Origin of the sequence: Gracilibacillus lacisalsi DSM 19029 (genome assembly GCF_000377765.1) — a bacterium.
GTDB classification, from domain to species: Bacteria; Bacillota; Bacilli; order Bacillales; family Amphibacillaceae; genus Gracilibacillus; species Gracilibacillus lacisalsi.
On the sequence record NZ_KB898668.1, the window covers coordinates 40442 to 60689 of the forward strand.

General features: G+C 35.2%; 23 protein-coding genes. All 23 read right to left on the reverse strand.

What is annotated here, in order from left to right:
* Positions 1-11 precede the first annotated feature (11 nt).
* The 23 genes from D569_RS0111855 to D569_RS22820 all read right to left on the reverse strand — a co-directional run bounded on the left by D569_RS0111855 (position 12) and on the right by D569_RS22820 (position 20195).
* A complete protein-coding gene (locus tag D569_RS0111855) occupies positions 12-794 on the reverse strand; it encodes a phosphatidate cytidylyltransferase (protein WP_018932639.1) in 783 nt (260 codons plus the stop codon).
* Positions 795-808: 14 nt separating this feature from the next.
* A complete protein-coding gene (locus D569_RS0111860; protein WP_018932640.1) occupies positions 809-1576 on the reverse strand; it encodes an undecaprenyl pyrophosphate synthase in 768 nt (255 codons plus the stop codon).
* Between the two features lie 131 nt (positions 1577-1707).
* Positions 1708-2265: a ribosome recycling factor gene (frr, locus tag D569_RS0111865; protein WP_018932641.1), complete on the reverse strand. Its 558-nt coding sequence runs from the start codon at positions 2263-2265 to the stop codon at positions 1708-1710.
* A gap of 3 nt (positions 2266-2268) precedes the next feature.
* The gene (gene pyrH / locus D569_RS0111870) at positions 2269-2991 is read right to left on the reverse strand and encodes a UMP kinase (protein WP_018932642.1); all 723 of its coding nucleotides are present in this window, start codon (positions 2989-2991) and stop codon (positions 2269-2271) included.
* A 163-nt stretch (positions 2992-3154) separates the two neighbouring features.
* Positions 3155-4042 (reverse strand): translation elongation factor Ts, encoded by an 888-nt coding sequence (tsf, locus tag D569_RS0111875; RefSeq protein WP_018932643.1) that lies wholly within the window; start codon positions 4040-4042, stop codon positions 3155-3157.
* 79 nt (positions 4043-4121) lie between these two features.
* Positions 4122-4874: a 30S ribosomal protein S2 gene (gene rpsB, locus D569_RS0111880; RefSeq protein WP_018932644.1), complete on the reverse strand. Its 753-nt coding sequence runs from the start codon at positions 4872-4874 to the stop codon at positions 4122-4124.
* Positions 4875-5026: 152 nt separating this feature from the next.
* On the reverse strand, positions 5027-5497 hold the full coding sequence (locus tag D569_RS0111885; protein WP_018932645.1) for a DUF6115 domain-containing protein: 471 nt from the start codon (positions 5495-5497) through the stop codon (positions 5027-5029).
* Between the two features lie 10 nt (positions 5498-5507).
* The gene (locus D569_RS0111890; protein ID WP_018932646.1) at positions 5508-5813 is read right to left on the reverse strand and encodes a hypothetical protein; all 306 of its coding nucleotides are present in this window, start codon (positions 5811-5813) and stop codon (positions 5508-5510) included.
* Between the two features lie 64 nt (positions 5814-5877).
* Positions 5878-7245, reverse strand: a complete 1368-nt coding sequence (locus tag D569_RS0111895) for a FapA family protein (RefSeq protein ID WP_018932647.1) — start codon at positions 7243-7245, stop codon at positions 5878-5880.
* Positions 7246-7266: 21 nt separating this feature from the next.
* Positions 7267-8031: a FliA/WhiG family RNA polymerase sigma factor gene (locus tag D569_RS0111900; RefSeq protein WP_018932648.1), complete on the reverse strand. Its 765-nt coding sequence runs from the start codon at positions 8029-8031 to the stop codon at positions 7267-7269.
* A gap of 34 nt (positions 8032-8065) precedes the next feature.
* Positions 8066-8557 (reverse strand): chemotaxis protein CheD, encoded by a 492-nt coding sequence (locus tag D569_RS0111905; RefSeq protein WP_018932649.1) that lies wholly within the window; start codon positions 8555-8557, stop codon positions 8066-8068.
* The gene (locus D569_RS0111910; RefSeq protein ID WP_018932650.1) at positions 8554-9180 is read right to left on the reverse strand and encodes a chemotaxis protein CheC; all 627 of its coding nucleotides are present in this window, start codon (positions 9178-9180) and stop codon (positions 8554-8556) included. Before D569_RS0111910 ends, D569_RS0111905 begins: the two co-directional genes overlap by 4 nt.
* A gap of 4 nt (positions 9181-9184) precedes the next feature.
* Complete coding sequence (locus D569_RS0111915; protein ID WP_018932651.1) at positions 9185-9655, reverse strand: chemotaxis protein CheW; 471 nt, start codon at positions 9653-9655, stop codon at positions 9185-9187.
* Between the two features lie 10 nt (positions 9656-9665).
* Entirely contained in the window at positions 9666-11711 is a 2046-nt protein-coding gene (locus D569_RS0111920) for a chemotaxis protein CheA (RefSeq protein WP_018932652.1), read from the reverse strand.
* Between the two features lie 7 nt (positions 11712-11718).
* Positions 11719-12768, reverse strand: a complete 1050-nt coding sequence (locus D569_RS0111925; RefSeq protein WP_018932653.1) for a protein-glutamate methylesterase/protein-glutamine glutaminase — start codon at positions 12766-12768, stop codon at positions 11719-11721.
* Positions 12769-12774: 6 nt separating this feature from the next.
* The gene (locus tag D569_RS0111930) at positions 12775-13629 is read right to left on the reverse strand and encodes a MinD/ParA family protein (protein WP_018932654.1); all 855 of its coding nucleotides are present in this window, start codon (positions 13627-13629) and stop codon (positions 12775-12777) included.
* A gap of 1 nt (position 13630) precedes the next feature.
* Positions 13631-14740: a flagellar biosynthesis GTPase FlhF gene (gene flhF / locus D569_RS0111935; protein ID WP_018932655.1), complete on the reverse strand. Its 1110-nt coding sequence runs from the start codon at positions 14738-14740 to the stop codon at positions 13631-13633.
* Positions 14737-16770, reverse strand: coding sequence for a flagellar biosynthesis protein FlhA (gene flhA, locus D569_RS0111940; RefSeq protein ID WP_018932656.1), 2034 nt, complete (start codon positions 16768-16770; stop codon positions 14737-14739). Before flhA ends, flhF begins: the two co-directional genes overlap by 4 nt.
* Positions 16771-16809: 39 nt before the next feature.
* A complete protein-coding gene (flhB, locus tag D569_RS0111945; protein ID WP_018932657.1) occupies positions 16810-17889 on the reverse strand; it encodes a flagellar biosynthesis protein FlhB in 1080 nt (359 codons plus the stop codon).
* 3 nt (positions 17890-17892) lie between these two features.
* A complete protein-coding gene (gene fliR / locus D569_RS0111950) occupies positions 17893-18663 on the reverse strand; it encodes a flagellar biosynthetic protein FliR (RefSeq protein ID WP_018932658.1) in 771 nt (256 codons plus the stop codon).
* Positions 18664-18666: 3 nt separating this feature from the next.
* Positions 18667-18936 (reverse strand): flagellar biosynthesis protein FliQ, encoded by a 270-nt coding sequence (gene fliQ / locus D569_RS0111955; protein ID WP_018932659.1) that lies wholly within the window; start codon positions 18934-18936, stop codon positions 18667-18669.
* A gap of 25 nt (positions 18937-18961) precedes the next feature.
* Positions 18962-19636, reverse strand: coding sequence for a flagellar type III secretion system pore protein FliP (fliP, locus tag D569_RS0111960; protein WP_026287314.1), 675 nt, complete (start codon positions 19634-19636; stop codon positions 18962-18964).
* Positions 19620-20195, reverse strand: coding sequence for a flagellar biosynthetic protein FliO (locus tag D569_RS22820; RefSeq protein ID WP_018932661.1), 576 nt, complete (start codon positions 20193-20195; stop codon positions 19620-19622). Before D569_RS22820 ends, fliP begins: the two co-directional genes overlap by 17 nt.
* Positions 20196-20248: the final 53 nt, after the last annotated feature.

Genomic DNA, 20248 nt, shown 5'->3' on the forward strand with positions numbered 1-20248 from the left:
AATAATAATATCTATGATATAAAATGAATAAAATGTAATAAAGGAAAAACAAATAACCAACTATCAAAGCGGTCTAGTATCCCACCATGACCAGGCAATATTTTTCCAGAGTCCTTCACATCATAATGCCTTTTGATAGCAGACTCGACAAGATCTCCTATTTGAGCAAATATAGAAGCAATTATTGTAACGATAACAACTAATAACATAGATTCATGTACATGGAAAAAGTACTGAAAAATAATGGCTACTATACTAGCTACTAATATTCCGCCAAGTGCTCCTTCGACAGTTTTCTTTGGACTGATTTGCGGCCAAAGCTTGTGCTTGCCAAATGCTCTTCCGAAAAAATAAGCACCTGTATCAGTTGACAATATTACTAGAATAGCATAAAAAATATAAACTAGTCCATCATCTACTTCCCTAGTTTGGATGAAATAATGAAAGCCCAAACCGACGTAAATCGATGCTAAAATTAAAAAGCCTGCATCTTCAAATGTAAATTTATTTTTAACTAACACTGTATAACCTAGCAAAACTAATACAAAAAACATGAGTAACTCTAGGCGTGTAGAAAAGATTAAATATTCATCTTGAAATAACAAAGACCATAATAAAATAACACCTAAAACAGTAGGGATTGGATACTTGGTCATCCTTCTCATATGTAAAAGTTCCAGAAAACCTATTGTGGCAATGATATACATGATTATTTGAAAGGGTAAACCACTTAAAAATACAAATGGGAAGAAAAGCAAAATTGCAATAATCGCAGTAATAATTCTTGTTTTCATATTATTTTCACACCTTATATTCCACCATAACGACGTTTTCGTTTCTGAAAATCGTTGATAGCTTTCTCAAATTCTGCTGTACTAAAATCAGGCCACAATGTATCTGTAAACCATAATTCTGTATAAGCGGATTGCCAAAGTAAAAAATTACTAAGTCTTAATTCACCACTCGTGCGGATTAATAGATCAGGATCTTTAATATGAGAAGTATATAAATGGTCACTAAGTGTAGTTTCTGTAATCTCTTCGATTCCATACTTACCTTCTTGTACTTCTTGGCAAATCTCTTTGATCGAACGGATCACCTCAAACCTACTACCATAGTTAATTGCAATATTTAATATTAACCCATTATTTTCTGCAGTTTGATCTTTAGCTTTCTGAATCGCTGCTTTTGTATTTTTAGGTAAGTCATCGAATTCACCAATTGTTTGGATACGAACATTTTCCTCCACTAATTCGGGTAAATAATGCTGCAAGAAATCGATAGGCAACTTCATAATATATTCTACCTCAGTTGATGGTCGTTTCCAATTCTCAGTTGAAAATGCATACAATGTTAATATTTCAACTTGTAATTGATTGGCTGCCTTTACAATTCGCTTAACATTATCCATTCCTTCTCGATGACCAGCAATACGCGGTAATCCTCTTTTTTGTGCCCATCTGCCATTCCCATCCATGATGATGGCAATGTGCTTAGGTGAATTTTCAGACACTGTTTGTGATACTTCTACAGTGTTGTCTTTACTATTCTTAAAAGGAAGTTTAAACAAACGCATAATTATCCTCCATCATTTAAAAACCGTTCTATTCAATATGCCATATATGTATGGCTATCATGTAAAGTGGAAAAACCCTCTTCTTATTAAGAGGGCTTCTACACTCATCATATATTCTACCTTTTTTTTGCTTAGACTTCCATAATTTCTTGTTCTTTTTCTTTCGTTAATTCATCAATTTTTTGAATATGTGAGTCTGTTATTGATTGTACATCATCTTGGAAACCTCTTAACTCATCTTCTGTAAGGTCACCATTCTTTTCATCTTTCTTTAATTGATCATTAGTGTCGCGACGAATATTACGGATTTGCACTTTTGATTCTTCCGCATACTTGCCAACTACTTTTACTAAATCTTTACGACGCTCTTCTGTTAATGGAGGAATACTGATTCGTACTACATTACCGTCATTTGATGGTGATAAACCTAGATCAGCTTTTTGAATAGCCTTTTCGACATCAGAAACGGTAGATTTATCAAATGGTGTTATAACCAATAACCGAGCTTCCGGCACAGAAATAGATGCCAGTTGGTTTAATGGTGTCAATGCACCATAATATTCCACTTGTACACTATCTAATAATGCTGGGTTTGCTCTTCCCGCTCTTACTGTCGCCAGATTTTTAGAATATGCTTTTACCGCTTGATCCATCTTCTCACGAGTTTCTTTCATTAATTGTTCAGACATGTTTTAGCTCCCCCTTATAATGGTTCCTATATTTTCGCCAATTACAGCTTTCTTAATGTTTCCTTCCTCTGAAATGGAGAATACAAGTAAAGGAATGTTGTTATCCATACACAATGATGATGCCGTTGAGTCCATTACACCTAATCCTTCATTTAAAATTTCTAGGTAAGATAACTCATCGTACTTTTTAGCTTCTTTATTAACTTTTGGATCAGCAGTGTATACACCATCTACGTTATTTTTAGCCATTAAAATAACATCTGCTTCCACTTCCGCTGCTCGTAAAGCTGCAGTTGTATCAGTTGAGAAATATGGATTACCCGTTCCAGCAGCAAAAATAACCACACGTTTTTTCTCTAGATGTCGAATTGCTTTACGACGAATATATGGTTCTGCTACTTGACGCATTTCGATGGAAGTTTGGACACGTGTTGGAATGCCTACATTTTCAAGACTATCCTGAAGAGCTAAGGAGTTCATGACAGTAGCTAACATTCCCATATAATCAGCATTAGCTCGATCCATGCCCATTTCACTTCCTACTTTACCACGCCATATATTGCCACCACCAACAACAATTGCAACTTCTACACCTAATTCAACTATATCTTTTACTTGTTTTGCCACTGATTGAATGATAGATGGCTCAAGACCAAATCCTTGTTCACCACTCAGAGCTTCTCCACTTAATTTAAGAACAATCCTTCTGTAGTTAGCAGTAGCCATAATTACCTCCATATATGTAAATATTATAAAGAAAACGAAGATTTTAGCCAAGTAAAAGGGTAAGAATCTCCCATTTCCTAAAATATATTAGTAAAAACACTTGGTTTATCATTGTTACTTTTCAAAGAAAAGGGACACCAAGTGCCCCTCTTTTTAATCAAAGTTATTTTTTGTTTACTTGACTCATTACTTCTTCAGCAAAGTTATCTTCACGCTTTTCAATTCCTTCGCCAACTTCATAGCGAACGAAAGATTTAACTGTTGCATTGTGATTTTGTGCAACTTGTTTTACTTTTTGATCAGGATCTTTTACAAAACTTTGCTCTAATAAGCAAATTTCTTCAAAGAACTTGTTAAGACGACCTTCTACCATTTTTTCAACAATATGTTCTGGTTTACCTTCGTTTAATGCTTGTGTTTTAAGTACTTCGCGCTCTTTTTCGACATCTTCTGCTGAAACAGCATCACGAGATAGATATTTAGGATTTACAGCAGCTACGTGCATTGCAATATCTTTGGCTACTTGTTCATCAGTTGTTCCTTCAAGAACTGTAACTACACCAATATTACCACCCATGTGGATATATGCTCCAAACGCATCATTATCCGTTTTGTTAAATAGTGTAAAACGACGCAAGGAAATTTTCTCACCGATTTTTGCAATATTGGAATTGATGAATACTTCTAGTGTTTCACCGTCACCATTAAGTGGTTGTTTTAAAGCATCTTCAACAGTTTCTGGTTTTTGAGAAAGAATGTGTTTAGCAAGATCCTGTGCTAACGTCTTAAACTGATCGTTTTTGGTAACAAAGTCTGTTTCACAGTTTAATTCTAATAATACTGCTTCGTTTCCAGAAACTTCTACATACGCAGAACCTTCCGCAGCAATACGGTCTGCTTTTTTCGCAGCTTTAGAGATACCTTTTTCACGTAGATAATCAATAGCTTGCTCGATATCACCATCAGTTTCTTGAAGTGCTTTTTTACAATCCATCATACCTGCACCAGTTTTTTCTCTTAGTTCTTTTACTAATTTTGCTGTAATTGCCATTAGAATTTCCTCCTTTAATATCATATATTGCTGAAAAAAAGGTGATAAAAGGTCTCCCTCTTATCACCAAAACCTTTAATTACTCTTCTACAGATTCAACTTCTGCTTCTTCTGTAGCTTCTGCTTGCTCAGCAGCTTCTTCTGTTACTTCTCCTTGTTTCGCTTCTAAAATAGCATCTGCCATTTTACCAGTAAGAAGTTTCACAGCACGAATAGCATCATCATTCGCTGGGATTACATAATCAATCTCATCTGGATCACAGTTTGTATCAACAATACCTACGATCGGAATGTTTAATTTATGTGCTTCTGCAACAGCAATACGTTCTTTTCTTGGGTCGATAATGAATAAAGCATCAGGAATTTTATTCATTTCTTTAATACCGCCTAAGAATTTCACTAGGCGTTCTTTTTCTTTAAGAAGACCTACAACTTCTTTCTTCGGTAATACATCGAAAGTGCCGTCTTCTTCCATTTTTTCAATATCTTTTAAGCGGTTGATACGTTTGCGAATTGTTTCAAAGTTCGTTAATGTTCCACCTAACCAACGTTGGTTTACAAAGTACATTCCTGAACGGATCGCTTCTTCTTTTACTGATTCTTGTGCTTGTTTCTTTGTACCTACGAATAAAACAGTTCCATCATTTTCAGCGATTTCTTTTACGAAATTGTACGCTTCTTCTACCTTTTTCACTGTTTTTTGTAAGTCAATAATGTAAATGCCGTTACGCTCTGTGAAGATATATTTCTTCATCTTTGGGTTCCAACGGCGTGTTTGATGTCCAAAATGAACACCAGCTTCTAGTAGTTGTTTCATTGAAATAACTGCCATTATTTTTCCTCCTGTAAATTGGTTTTTATTCCTCCATTTGTTTCATACGATACAAGGACTAGTGAATAGCACCCCTTGTACCTTCCACAAACGTGTGTATTTAACACCGAAAACAAATATACCATAATGTATAGTTGCAATCAAGCGATATTTCATTTTTTTTGTTGAAATTTCAATAATAGCTCAACTTCTGTTTTACCCTTGTCCAGCTCTTTCGCTATTTCATCTACTGTATAACCTTTTTCATGCAAATGTAACACAGAAGCTGTAGTTGAACGTTCTACAACATCTTCGACTTGTTCAACATGTGAAATGGCTTGATATTCTTTTGTTGACTGTTTAGGTGTATGGACTTCCTTAACAGATTTACTGGCTTCATGTTGTTTTTGATTATTATTATCTGAGTTGTTACTATTAAACTTTTCCACTTGTTGTACAAATTTCTCGTTTTCTTCTTTTAATTCTACCAGATAAACAGCAAGAGTGTCTTCGATATTCTTCACTTGCTGGTTCACGTTATCTTCTACCCCAGCTAATGTATCTTGTTTTAATTTCAGTTGTCGAATGATGACAAAAGTTACAATATGAATGATAAAACTAAACAATAACAATATATATAGCATAATCTACCTCTTAACCACTAAAATCCACTTTATTTCCTAAGTAAGGATGTTTGTATTGATGTTGATGTTGTTTCTCTTTTTTCTTATCTTCCGATACTTCTTGGAAGTGGCTGTCCCTTTTTTGCTTGTTGTTTTTTAGTTGTTGACTTGCTTCTTGTTCCAAAACTTGCTTTCGTCTTCTCAAGTCTTCTTTAGCCATTGATTGTGCTAGTTGATTCTGATCAATCCTGCCTTGTTGCTGCATCTGATCCTGTATTTTACCAGCATCCTGTGTTCTAGGCAACGCTACCTGCATTTCTACTGCTTTCCAACTCATGGGATACCTCCAATATTTGAAATAAATATCCGCACTTTCATTTGTTTCCAGTATAACAGTTTAGCTATAAAGATTGAATCGTTATTTCTTTTTCTTCTAAGTAAGCTTGAAAATATTGATGCTCTTGATATAAAACCCGTTTATATTTACCAAACATTAATTCAACATTCTCATACGCTTTTCCTTTAACCATTAATTTCATACCAGCATAATTACCGATTTCAAATTCTAATTCATTTAATTCGTCCTCAATTAACTGTAACTTTTCATTAGTTTTATCAAGCATATTACGCTGTTTTAATAACATAATTCTTTCTTTTGTTGGTAGTTCCCCTACAGCATCTTTTTTCTGCTTCAATTGGTCACCTAAGATTCGTAATTTCTGTTGGTTCTCTTTTAATTCTTTTCGATTTTGTTTTAAACCGCTTACACGATCTAAGATTTTTTTACTGATTCCAAACGCTAATTCCGTTTTTGAATTTGCCAAATTCCCTAAATTCTTTACTTCCATGATTTTTCCAGCTGAACAACTACCTCCAATGATACTTCCGTTCGTACAGAAAAGATTATGTTGCGCAACACAGTTGGAATGCATGATCGACTTCTTCACCTTCAGATCTCTACCTGCCGTTACTTCAGCTTGATTAATATAACCTACTTCTATATCCGCATCAGCCGTTACAATGGCTTTCTCCATACCTGCAATACCTTCTCTTATTAAGACATTACCACCTGCATGAATATAGGATGCTTCTACAATTCCATATACCGTTACATCACCATTTGCTGTTACACTATAACCAGTGGGAACATTACCTTTAATCATTACGGAACCATTAAATTGTATATTACCTGTTTCAAGGGATAAGTCACCATTTACTTCATAAAGTGGATACACATTTATAACTTGATCACCAACAGATAATTGCCCATCTGAAGTGGCAATAAATGTATAAGTTGATTCATCAAAAGAAACATTTTCTCCTGATCTACACTTATAAGGCTTGCCTTTCCTTTGTTTAACTGGGTTATGAAAGATATCCATCCCTTGTTCACCATCGGTCGGTGGTATTAATTGTGCCAAAATGTCATTTGTCTCAACCATTGGGATTCTAGTAATGTCTCTAAAATTCGTTTTTTCTTCTTCGGCTAAAGAACTGTCTGTTGATTGCTTTACGATTAATTTACCATCTGTACCGTTTTCCGGCTTTTTCCCTTCTGCGATGATAAATTCCTCATCGGCTATTAGTTTTTGTTTCCAATCTATCTCAGCTAGATTCATAACTCCGAATTCAATGTTATAACTTTTGAGTAACTCTTGAATATCTTCCTCTGTTATGTCTTCGATTGCATCTGGATCTTTCACATACAGCGTAGCCACTAATCGATTTTTCGAGATATTAATATCTATTTTTTCTTTTATTTCATTCATGATCAAGCCCCGCCTATACTCTTATATTTTTTTATATAAATGACGAACTTTTACTATCGCTTGTTTATGAATTTGTGAGATCCTTGATGTTGTTAAGCCTAATACTTTACCGATTTCGGTAAATGTTAATTCCTTATCATAAAATAAACTTAATACCATTTGCTCATTTTCGTTTAATTGTTGGATACACTTCGATAATTCTAGATAGTTTTCCTTTTGTACCATATTATCTTCAGGTAACGGCTCTCGATCATCTGGAATAAGATAACCAATTCCTTCTTTTGTATCTTCGGAGTTATTTTTACTTTTCTCCTCCATTGATAACAAGTTAGCAAAAAAACTATCCTTCAATGAATCCTCTACTTCTTCCACAGTTAAACCTAGATAGTCAGCAACCTCTTCTGTCGTTACTTCTCGTTGAAGTGATTGTTCTAATGATTCCATTGCATGGTCAATTTTTTTCACCTTATCTCTTGTCGTTCGAGGAAGCCAATCTTCTTTTCTTAATCCGTCAATGATGGCTCCCTTGATCCGAAAAGAAGCATAGGTATCAAATTTTAAATCACGACTATTATCAAATTTTAATATCGCATCAAACAATCCAAATAACCCTAAACTTTTGATATCATCTTTGTTAACACTTTTAGGCAGATTAACAGCGATTCGTTGGACATGGTAATGTACCAGATACATATAGTTTTCTATTAATTCATTCGTATTATCTTCACTTTTGTTGCTTAACCATTTATTCCACAAACTTTTTTCCATAGACGTATCTTTGACCATCGAATCACCTCATTTCAAAAATAATGAATCCTAATTAAATTTGCATAATTCCACTATTTACTGTTCTTACTTCGAGCATGCCTGTTTCGATATCGAATTCGATTGTTCTCCCTTTATTGCCACCTACATCCTGCGCTACTACCGGAATTTTATGTTCCCTTAATTTAGCAAGCACCGCTTCGACATTGCGTTCACCAATTTTTAACATATTGTTATCTGACTGAAAAGAAAACATATGTGCTCCACCTGCTATTTTCGCTTTCAACTTAGATTTACTAACACCTTCCGTTAAGAGTTGCTCCAATAATAAATCAATCGATGTATCTGCATACTTCATTTCGTTTACTAAACTTTTTTTCGATGCAGTTGAATCTGGTAACATGACATGTGCAAGTCCTGCTATCTTCTGTTCATAGATGACAACTCCTACGCAAGATCCTAGTCCAGATGTTTTTAAGGTATTTGGTATTTGTGTTACTTTTAAATCTGCTATACCAACTTTTACAACAGTAGTTATGATTGTCATTCCTCTTCGACCCCTAGTGCTTTGAAAATTTCATCAAAAGAGTCAGGGTCTGGTAATAAAAAGAAATGGCCTTTCACCGACTCGTTTGACTGTTCTTCTTCCTCAATCATCGTATCTATGATAATGGCATAATCACTTTCCTGCGAAATCTCAAGAAGCCCTTGCATCAATATAGCGGCTGCCATATCAATCGTTAGATTAGGAACAGTTGGTTGCATATTAATAGATGTAAAATCAGATAAAGCAGATAAGTAAGATCCTGAAAGAATATTGCCAATTTCAGAAATAGCTGAAATAGCGAGATCATTTTCTTCGATATTATCTCCTGATGTACCTGTCAATTGTTCCACTAATGAACTTGATTCTTCTGGTGATAGTACAAAAAACATACTCCCAGGTGCTTCACCTTGTATTCTTAAAAATACACTTACAATGACTTGTTCTGGCCCACCTACATAATCCATTAATTCATTAAAATCAACAATCCTAATAGATGGAATAGACATTTCTATCTTTTTTCCTAATAAGCTTGAGAGTGCTGTAGCAGCGTTCCCAGCACCAATATTACCAACTTCCTTTAATACGTCTAAATGATGTTGCGATAAGTTTTCCATCTGGACCATTTATCTAACCTTCTTGTCCTAAAAATGCTGCCTGATAGGATTCTTGGGATAATACTTTTTGCAATTCTAAAAGCATAATCAACCTTTTGTCGACTTTTGCTACTCCACCTATATAATCTGAGTCAACTGTTCCAATAACCTGTGGAGCAGGCTCAATAGCATCTTCTGGAATATATAAAACGTCATAGGCAGCATCTACAATAAAACCAACATCATAGTTCTCCATATGAATAATGATGATTCTTGTACTTTCTGTATGCTCTGCCTTTTCCATTCCGAAGCGCTCGCGTAAGTCGATAATTGGTGTAACTACACCACGAAGATTAATAACACCTTTTACGAAATTAGCTGTCTTTGGTACTCTCGTAATATGTTGCATCCGCTCGATAGCTCCGACGACTTCTACAGGAATCGCATATTCTTCTTTGTCCAATTCGATAATAATCGATTGATGATTGCTAGTTGTTTCTTCCATGCTACCCCTCCTAGTTTATTAATGTGTTCGTATCAACAATTAACGCTACTTGTCCATCACCTAAAATAGTGGCACCTGATATTGCAAATACATCTCCTAAATAATCGCCTAATGATTTTAAAACAACTTCCTGTTGACCAATGAATGTATCCACAACTAATCCTGCCATCTTGTCCCCTTTGCGAATAATAACAACGGAATATAGTTCATCGTCTTCTTCTTCAGTTGGTACTTCAAATACATTCTTTAAATCTATTAATGGTACTACTTTTCCTCGGAAATCTATTACTTCTTTGTTGTGAGCATTTAGAATTTCTGATTTGCTTATAATTGCTGTTTCAATAATAGATGATAACGGAATCGCGTATTTTTCTTTCTCTACTTCTACTAAAAGAACAGATATAATCGACAGCGTTAATGGTAATTGAATAGAGAATAGCGAACCTTTTCCTTCTTCTGATTCGATCGTAATCGTTCCACCAAGTGACTCGATAGTATTTTTTACTACATCTAAACCTACTCCACGACCTGAAACATCACTAATCTTATCAGCCGTAGAGAACCCGCTTGACATGATCAACTGATATACTTCTTTATCTGTTAACTGCTTAGCTTCTTCTTCTGTAATAACGTGATTAGAAACTGCTTTGTTTACCACTTTTTCTCTGTTTATTCCTGCTCCATCATCAGAAATTTCAATAAAGACGTGATTTCCGCTATGATACGCTTCTAATAATAAATGTCCTTCTTCATTCTTTCCTGCTTCCTGTCGTTTCTCAGGCGTTTCAATCCCGTGATCTAATGCATTTCGAATTAAGTGTACTAATGGATCACCAATTTCATCGATAACAGTTCGGTCTAATTCCGTTTCTGCACCAACAATTTCAAGGTTGATCTTTTTGCCTAAATCTTTTGAAAGCTGACGCACCATTCTTGGAAAACGATTAAAGACTTGTTCAATTGGAACCATACGCATATTTAATATAATATTTTGTAAATCACCCGAAATTCTCGACATGCGCTCTACAGTCTCTTGTAATTCTGCATGTTTTAGATTTGCTGAAATCTGCTCTAAACGGCCTCTGTCGATGACTAATTCCTCAAACAAATTCATTAAACCATCAAGACGGTCGATATTGACCCGAATCGTCTTACTTGCAACACCTTTGGCAGCCTTTTTCTTGCTTTCATCTGTGGTTTTATTATTAGATGATTCCTTACCTTCATTTGATTGTTTTTCAACATTTTCTTTCTCTTCATTATGTTCTTGTGCGCTCGCAACTTGTTCGAACGTTGATACAATAACTTCCTCTATCTCAGACACTTTTAGAATTTTTTGCTTTACATCTTCAGCGCTATCCTTCGTTACTAGTAGCACATGAAACTGCAGGTCAAAATTTTCTTCTTCTAATTCTTGAACTGTTGGATCGGCCTTAATTACTTCACCAATTTGTTCTAAGACTTCAAACACCATATATACACGAGCAGCTTTTAATAGACAATTGTCATTTAATTTCACCGTTACTTCTAGGTTCTCGAAACCATTTTCTTTTGATTGATCTAATATTGCTAATTCAAATTGATCTAGTCGGTCAAAATGTGCTTGATCACTTGTCGCTGTATTTGTTGTATTGATACTTGTGTTCGTAGTCGATTCATTTACCTTTTCAAAACCTTGATTACTTTCGATCGCTTGTAAGGTATTCACAAGTTCTTGTACATCTGAGGAACCATCGCCGCCTTCAGCAATATCTAATACCATTCCCTCCAGTTGGTCGACCGCTTGAAAAATTACATCAATGATCTCAGAAGTTATTTTCACTTGATCATTTCGTACTGCGTCTAGGACATTTTCCATCTTATGAGTTAAATCAGCTAGGTCTTGGAAACCCATTGTCGCTGCCATACCTTTTAATGTGTGTGCAGATCGGAAGATTTCGCCTACTGTATCCATGTTTTCCGGTTCGTTTTCTAAAATTAATAGTTGATCGTTTAAAGATTGAATATGTTCTTTACTTTCTTCAATAAATACTTCAAGATACTCGTTATTTTCCATCGGTATTTCACCTCTTCGTTTGGATTTTTTGCACTAACGCATCACTAATATTGTCCAAGTCTTCTACATAATCTACTAAACTAGTTTTTACTGCTGCTTGAGGCATACCATAAACTACACAGGTTTCTTCCGACTGAGATATAGCAATGGTTTTAGGATGTCTTTGTTTGAGGTGTAACAGACCATTTGATCCATCACTCCCCATACCTGTCAGTATGACTGCAAGAGGGTGACACTCTTTTACATTGGCAATCGATTCAAACAGTACATCAACTGATGGCTGGTGTCCATTAATCGGCTGTTCTGTTTTAACTTCTGCATATAATCTGCTGTCGCGTTCTTTTACTTTAAATTGCTTACCCCCAGGCGCTAGGTATACATTGCCATTCTCTATTAAATCTCCATCTTCTACCTCTTTAACCGTGATATTGGATAATTTATCAAGACGCTCAGCCAATGATTTGGTAAATCCTTTTGGCATATGCTGCACAATAACAACCGGTGATGGAAAACCAGCTGGCAACTTAGTGATGACTTGTTGTAATGCTCGTGGTCCTCCTGTGGAAGAACCTATCGCGACAATTGGACGGTTACTTGAAATAGGTTTATAGCTTTTCCTTTTAATAGAAGATGACGAATTGATCGATAACTTGTAATTAGCACGTGATGCATGCTCTACTTTTTGAACTATCTCTGATTCAACGTCTCTAATATTTAAAGATATAGATCCTGAAGGTTTTGCGATAAAGTCAACAGCACCGTAAGACATTGCCTCTATCGTTTTATCTGCTCCAGATTTCGTTAAACTAGAAAGCATAACAACAGGTGTTGGCCTCTTTTTCATGATTTCTTTTAACGTTGATATACCATCCATAAGCGGCATTTCTACGTCTAATGTAATAACATCAGGCTTTAATTCCAACACTTTCCGCAACGCATCTTCACCATTTCTTGCCGTACCAATCACTTCTAAATAAGCAGATGAATGAACAATATCTGAAATCATTTTTCGCATAAATGCTGAGTCATCAACGACTAATACAAGTTTTTTATTCATAGATTTCTACCTTTCTGTAATTAATCTTCTGAGTTTGTTGAGAAATCCTGAGTCATCTGATTTTGTTGATGGTTCCCCTAGGTACTGATTAGCAACATGTTCGATTGCCACTGATGCTTTTGATTTAGTGTTATGTATAAGAAAAGGTTGCTGTGCTAATACAGCATCTGTAACAGCTGAATCATCAGGTATTGTTCCAAGCGGGATAACATCATGATGTAAAAATCGTTTCACAGCACTATTCATCCGATTCATGATATCGACACCCTGCTTTTTATTTTTCACTCGATTAATAATTAAATGAAACTTTATTGGTTGTTGCAATAACACATGCTTGATCATGGAATATGCATCCGTCATCGAAGTTGGTTCTGGAGTTGTTACAAGAATACATTCATCAACTGCTAAAATATAATGGATCGTTTCTCGTGTAACACCTGCCCCCATATCAAAAATGATGTAGTCATATTCTCTCATCAGTAGTTCTAATTGCCCAAGGAAGTGATGCAATCTTTCCTCATCAAGATAGAAAATATGATCTTGTCCACTACCACCAGCAACATAAGACAGTGAGTTTGGACCTATTTCTATAATATCATATATCGACAAATTATTCTCGAATAGATTTATAATAGAATAGTTAGAACTTTTTCCTAATAATATGTCAATATTACCCATACCAACGTCCAGATCAAATAATAAAACTTTTTTTCCTTTACTAGCTAAGGATAAAGAAAAGTTTAATGCAATATTAGACTTTCCTACGCCTCCTTTACCACTAACGATAGCTATCGTTTTTGCATGATAATGACTGTGAACCCCTATTAATTTTTGTCTAAGCTTTGCTGCTTGATCAGCCATTTTAATCACCAACTATTAATTTTGCAATTTGATCTATAGAACTTTCTTCAATATCATCTGGTACATCCTGACCATTTGTCATATAGGCAATTCCAATTTGATATTTTAAGCATAAATTTAATACAGGACCATAAGTAGTTGTTTCATCTTTCTTTGTTAAAATAAGTTGTTTGATTGGAATATTATCAAATTGTTGATATATATCTTCTAGATCTTTTGCCCTAGTAGTTAAGGAAAGGACTAGATACGTATTGACCTCGTGGTTTAAATCAACTATTTTACCTAATTCTTTTATATATTTTTCATCTCTGAAATTTCTACCAGCTGTGTCAACGAAAACATAATCATACTCTCGAAACTTTTCTTTCGCTTTTTGATAATCATCCAAATTATATGCGATTTCTATTGGGACATCTAAGATTTTTGAATAAGTCTTTAGTTGCTCAATCGCAGCAATTCGATACGTATCTGTTGTTATAAATGCTACTTTTTTTTGGCGGTTTAATACACAATGAGCAGCTAGTTTTGCGATCGTTGTCGTTTTTCCTACCCCAGTAGGGCCAACCAGATGAATAAACTGTTTATCAAATATTTCCCCACCGAAAGTCCCTTTGTTTGCAATACGGTGCTTAACTTCAAAAGCAAGCTGATCCCATACTTTAATTTCCGCTATCTCCTCATGATCAAATCTTGCTTGAATAGATTCGATTAATTCATAAGCGATTGTCTCATCTACTTCTTGCTTGACTAAATGATCGTAAACCACTTGATAGGGTAGCTTAAAGGCCATATCCTTTGTCGTATTCTTTTGCATCCATTGCTTCATTTCTCGCAATTCTTTTAAGACCTCTTCTTGATTTGGATTCTTACCTGAAGAATGAGTATCTAATTTAGGTTCTACTAGCTGTTTACTCACGTTATTCCTTCTCTTTGGCAGTTTTGTTTGATCCATTGCCGCTAAGACTTCAATTTTTCTCTTCTTAAAAAGTCCCAAAAATCCGCCTTCATGTATGACCTTAGAGTTTAAAATAACAGCATCTGACCCTAATTCTTTTCTGACGACTTGCATCACTTCTGGCATTGTTGCACCTTTGAATTTTTTTACTTTCATGCTACGTTCACCACCCCGATGCTTTGAATTTCTGCAGTTGGTTCAATCTCATTGTAAGACAGGACAATTACATGTGGATAAAAGCGGTCTAATAATTGTTTGAAATACATGCGAATGGTCGGTGAACATAAGATAACTGGCGTCTCTTCCTGTAAACTCATGTTCTCGACATTTTCCGAAACAGAATAAATCACTTGTTGTTGTGTATCAGGATCCATTGCTAAGTAACTTCCATGCTCGGTTTGTTGTATGTGTTCAGCAATTAATTTTTCCACTTCACCTGAAACAGTGATCACTTTTAGTTGTTGCTTACCTTGTACGATATCATTGGTAATTTGAACGGATAATGATTGTCTTACATATTCGGTCAGTAAATCTGTATCAGTTGTCATTTTGGCAAAATCGGCTAATGTTTCAAAAATAACGGGCAAATTCTTAATAGACACATTTTCACGCAACAACTTAGCTAAAACTTTTTGGACATCTCCAACCGCTAATGGCTCTGGTGTTACTTCTTCTACTAAAATCGGATTGGACTCTTTCAAATGATCAATTAATTGTTGTGTTTCTTGACGACCAATTAATTGGTGTGCAAAACGTTTGATTAACTCTGTTATATGCGTCGATACAACAGATGGAGGATCTACAACGGTATAACCAGACATTTCTGCATCATCTCGAACATCTTCCGTAATCCATTTAGCAGGTAACCCGAATGCCGGCTCCACTGTATCAATACCCTCTAATTCATCATCTTCAATTCCTGGACTCATCGCTAAATAATGATCAAGTAGTAGCTCTCCTCTAGCAATTTCATTTCCTTTTATTTTAAGCCGATATTCATTAGGGTTTAACTGAATATTGTCTCGAATTCTTACCACTGGAATAACTAAACCTAATTCAATTGCTAATTGACGTCTAATCATTACAACTCGGTCTAATAAATCTCCACCCTGATTAGAATCAGCTAACGGAATTAAGCCATAACCAAATTCGAATTCAATCGGATCCATATTAATCAGACCAACTACATTTTCTGGTGATTGCATTTCTTCCGATTCTGCTTCATCTACCTGTTCATCACTTGGAGCTTCATCTACCTGCGTGCTTCTCGATAACAGATATGCACTAACAATTAATACAGCAGCGATCATCGTTGTCAGAAGAAAATTGATCGGTGTTAAACCTAAAAAGAAAATCGTACCACCCGCGATATAAAGTAGTGTAGGATATCTCAATAATTGTTTGCTGACATCCGCACTCAAATTACCATCTGAGGCAACTCTAGTAACCACGATCCCAGTAGCTGTTGATATTAGTAAGGCTGGGATTTGACTAACTAATCCATCCCCAACGGTTAACCGCATATATATATCAATAGCTTCATTAAAACTCAATCCAAGCTGTGCCATTCCAATAATTAATCCAAAGATAATATTGATGAGAACAATAATGATACCTGCAATGGCATCACCTTTTACGAATTTACTGGCACCATCCATTGCGCCATAAAAATCAGCTTCATGCTCAATTTTTTCACGTCGTTCCTTTGCTTGTTGTTCATTAATCATTCCTGCATTTAAATCGGCATCGATACTCATTTGCTTACCTGGCATTGCATCTAATGTAAAGCGAGCAGCAACTTCTGATACACGCTCACTACCCTTGGTAATAACTAAAAATTGAATAATCACTAAAATAACGAACACAACAAAACCTACCAAAGGATTATCTCCGATAACGAAAGTACCAAATGTCTCCACTACGCCACCTGCATCTGCCTCTGATAGAATAGATCTAGTAGTTGATACATTCAAACCTAACCGGAATAATGTCAATAGCAATAGTAAAGAAGGAAAAACAGAGAATTGCAATGCCTCTGTTGTATTCATGGAGACTAAAATCACGATTAATGCTAGAGATATATTGGTTAAAATTAAGATACTTAATAACCACCCTGGAAGAGGAATAACTAACATAATAATAATAGATATAACACCAAATAAAACGGAAAAATCTCTAGCTTTCATCTTCTTACAACTCCTTTACGTAAAACACACAAACGGTTCTTAAATCTTCTTTTCAATTCGATAGACATATGCTAAAATTTCTGCTACAGCTTGGAAAAATTCTTCACTTATGATTTCATCAATCTCGACTTGATCATATAATGCTCTTGCTAAAGGTCGATTTTCTACCATTACCACATCATGGTTTCGAGCAATATCCTTGATTCGCATCGCAACAAAATCGACACCTTTGGCAACAACATATGGCGCATCTGCCTTTCGTTCATCATATTTAATTGCAATCGCATAATGAGTTGGATTGGTGATCACCACATCTGCATTAGGTACTTCACTCATCATCCTTTGCATCGCCATCTGTCTTTGCTTTTCCTTAATTTTTGATTTGATCAATGGATCCCCTTCAATATTTTTATGTTCATCTTTCACATCATTTTTAGACATTTTGTTTTGTTTTTCAAAATCATATTTTTGATAAGCATAATCAATCACCGAAATAATCAGCAAACCGATTGCCGCTGCAACTCCCATTTGAATCGTCATCTGTCCAAAGAAAGCTAATGCACCATGAACGTCTTTATCGACTAGCATCATCATTTCATCTCGATTGATCCATATGATTGAGAACGTGATCACTCCTACAACGACAATTTTTAACAACGATTTTACTAACTCCACCAGTGCTCTGGCAGAAAATATCCTCTTCGCACCTTGAATCGGATCAATTTTATTTAACTTCATTTTTAGTGGTTCAGTTGTAAATAGAAAGCCTATTTGCATAAAGTTTGAAGCTAGCCCGGCTACAATTGCAATAAGCATAATGGGCGCGATAGCAATACTTATTTGGGACAAAACATCTAAAAACATACGGAAAAGTTCTTCTTCAGTTACATCATGATGAATATATTCTGTAAATGATTTGCTAAACATTTCTGACATCGTGCTTTTCAGGTTATCACCTGTCACTAGTAAAATAATAAATACAAAAAATAGTAAAATGGCTGTATTTACATCTTGACTTTTGGCAACTTGCCCCTTTTTACGAGCGTCTTGTCTTTTCTTCGGAGTAGCTTTTTCTGTTTTTTCGCCTGCGAAATATTGAAGATCAAGCCTTAATTGCATCTATTAAGCACCCCCGAACATTTGAATAAGACTTTGCATCGTTTCTAACGTATATTGAAAAAGTTGTTGCACAACCATCATATAAAAAGTTACAAACATAAATAGTACAGCAAAGGAAACAAAAATTTTCAGTGGAAGTCCTACAACAAAAACATTTAGTTGCGGGACGGTTCTGGCAATAATACCCAACGCTACATCCACTAAAAACAAACAACCAACTATTGGAAGAGCTAATTGAAATGCCATTAAAAACATTTGGCTGAACGTTTGCAGAATCAAATCTAGACTATTAAATTGAAATAACTGATCTAACGGCAACTCTTCAAAACTATACATTAGCCCATTAAGTAGTAGGTGATGACCGTCAACTGATAACAAAAAAAGAATAGCGAGCGTATAAAAGTATTGTCCTATTAATGGACTTTGAGCTCCAGTTTGCGGGTCAACAACATTTGCAATCGCAAAACCCATTTGAAAATCGATAAAGCCACCTGCAATCTGAATAGCGGATAAAATTAAATAGGCAATTAAACCTAATAATAAACCGATGACTGCCTCTTTCATAATGAGTAAGATATACAAGCCATCAAATGCAAGCTCAGGGATATCCAGTGTATAAAACATAATCCATGCTATAAAAACACCAATACCAATTTTTAATTGTGTTGGTATATTTCGATAAGAGAAAATCGGTACTGTTGCAAAAAATGATATGACTCTGACTAGGATTAAAATAAATGCCGGAAAACGATTGATATCTATTAACTCAAACATATCCTATCCCACAAACTGATTCATATTTTCGAATATATTTGTTGCAAATTCTACCATTGTTGCTAACATCCAAGGGCCAAATATAACAATACCTAATAAAACAGCAACAATCTTCGGTATGAATGCAAGTGTTTGTTCTTGAATTTGGGTAGTAGCTTGAAAAATACTTACTAATAAACCTACTACTAGTGCCAATATAAGAATTGGGCCTGCCACCATTAATATGGTGAATATCCCCTGCTCGGCTAATGAAACGACAAATTCTCCACTCACTATCAGTATCTCCTCTCAAACTATGTCAAAGTGGTAAGAAACCATCTAATAATGAATGCGTAATTAAATACCACCCATCTACTAGAACAAACAATAATATTTTAAATGGTAATGAAATCATTACTGGCGGTAACATCATCATCCCCATAGACATTAAAACACTTGCAACTGCCATATCAATGACTAGGAATGGAACAAATATCATAAAGCCCATCTGAAAAGCAGTTTTTAATTCGCTAATTGCGAAAGCTGGAACTAATGTTGTCAAAGGGATATCTTGAACAGTTTCCGGTCTTTCTATTTTTGCATAATTCATGAATAACGCTAAATCTTTTTCCCTTGTATGTTTCGACATAAACTCTTTGATGGGGATACTAGCATTATCATATGCTTCTTCTAACGTTATCTCTTCCTCGAACAACGGCTGTAATGCTTCCTCGTTTACCTCTTGAAATGTAGGTGCCATAATAAAAAATGTCATAAATAAAGCGAGACCAATCAGTACTTGGTTTGGCGGCATTTGCTGTGTTGCTAGAGACGTCCGCACAAAAGATAAAACAATCAAAATTCTAGTAAAGCTAGTCATCAATATTAAGATACTAGGAGCCAATGAAAGAACAGTTAATAATAAAAGTAAACGGACAGATGTAGATATACTCTCAGGATCTGTACCAGAGAAAACATCAATGAGATGAATCATCATTTTTTCGACTACTTTCCTTCAGTTTTTGATATACTTTCTTTCTTCCTTCTTTCATTGTATTAAGCTCCTTATTAAATAGCGAAGTGAAGTTTTGATTGCTACTTTTCGTTGACTCTACTGGTTGTTTCGTCAATTTCGCCTTGAGTTTATCTAAAGAATCACTTGTTTCTTCTTGTTTCATTAACTGTTCGATTGTATTAGGGTCCGTAATTTCCATCAACAATTCAATATTATCTGCAACACCGATGACATAAAAACGCTCCCCTATTTTTATCGTTTGAATCGATTTATTCGATCCAACGGTTATACCACCATAATTCTCAATTACTTGATGCTTTTTGAGAAAACCGTTTTTTTTACGCAAAAACTTTGAGATCAGCACAATCAAACCAATTACTACAGCTAAGGAGAGAATGAGTTTAAAGAAACTACCTATAAAACTAGGCGAATCAACAGCCAGCTGATCATCGGTTTCTGTGACTCCTTCACTTTCATCCACTTCATTCTCTTCTTCTAGTTGTATTTCTTCTTGATTATCCAATATTTCATTTACCATTCTTGCTTCTAGATTTATTGGTAAAAGCCATACTAGAAGGGAAATAAAAAATA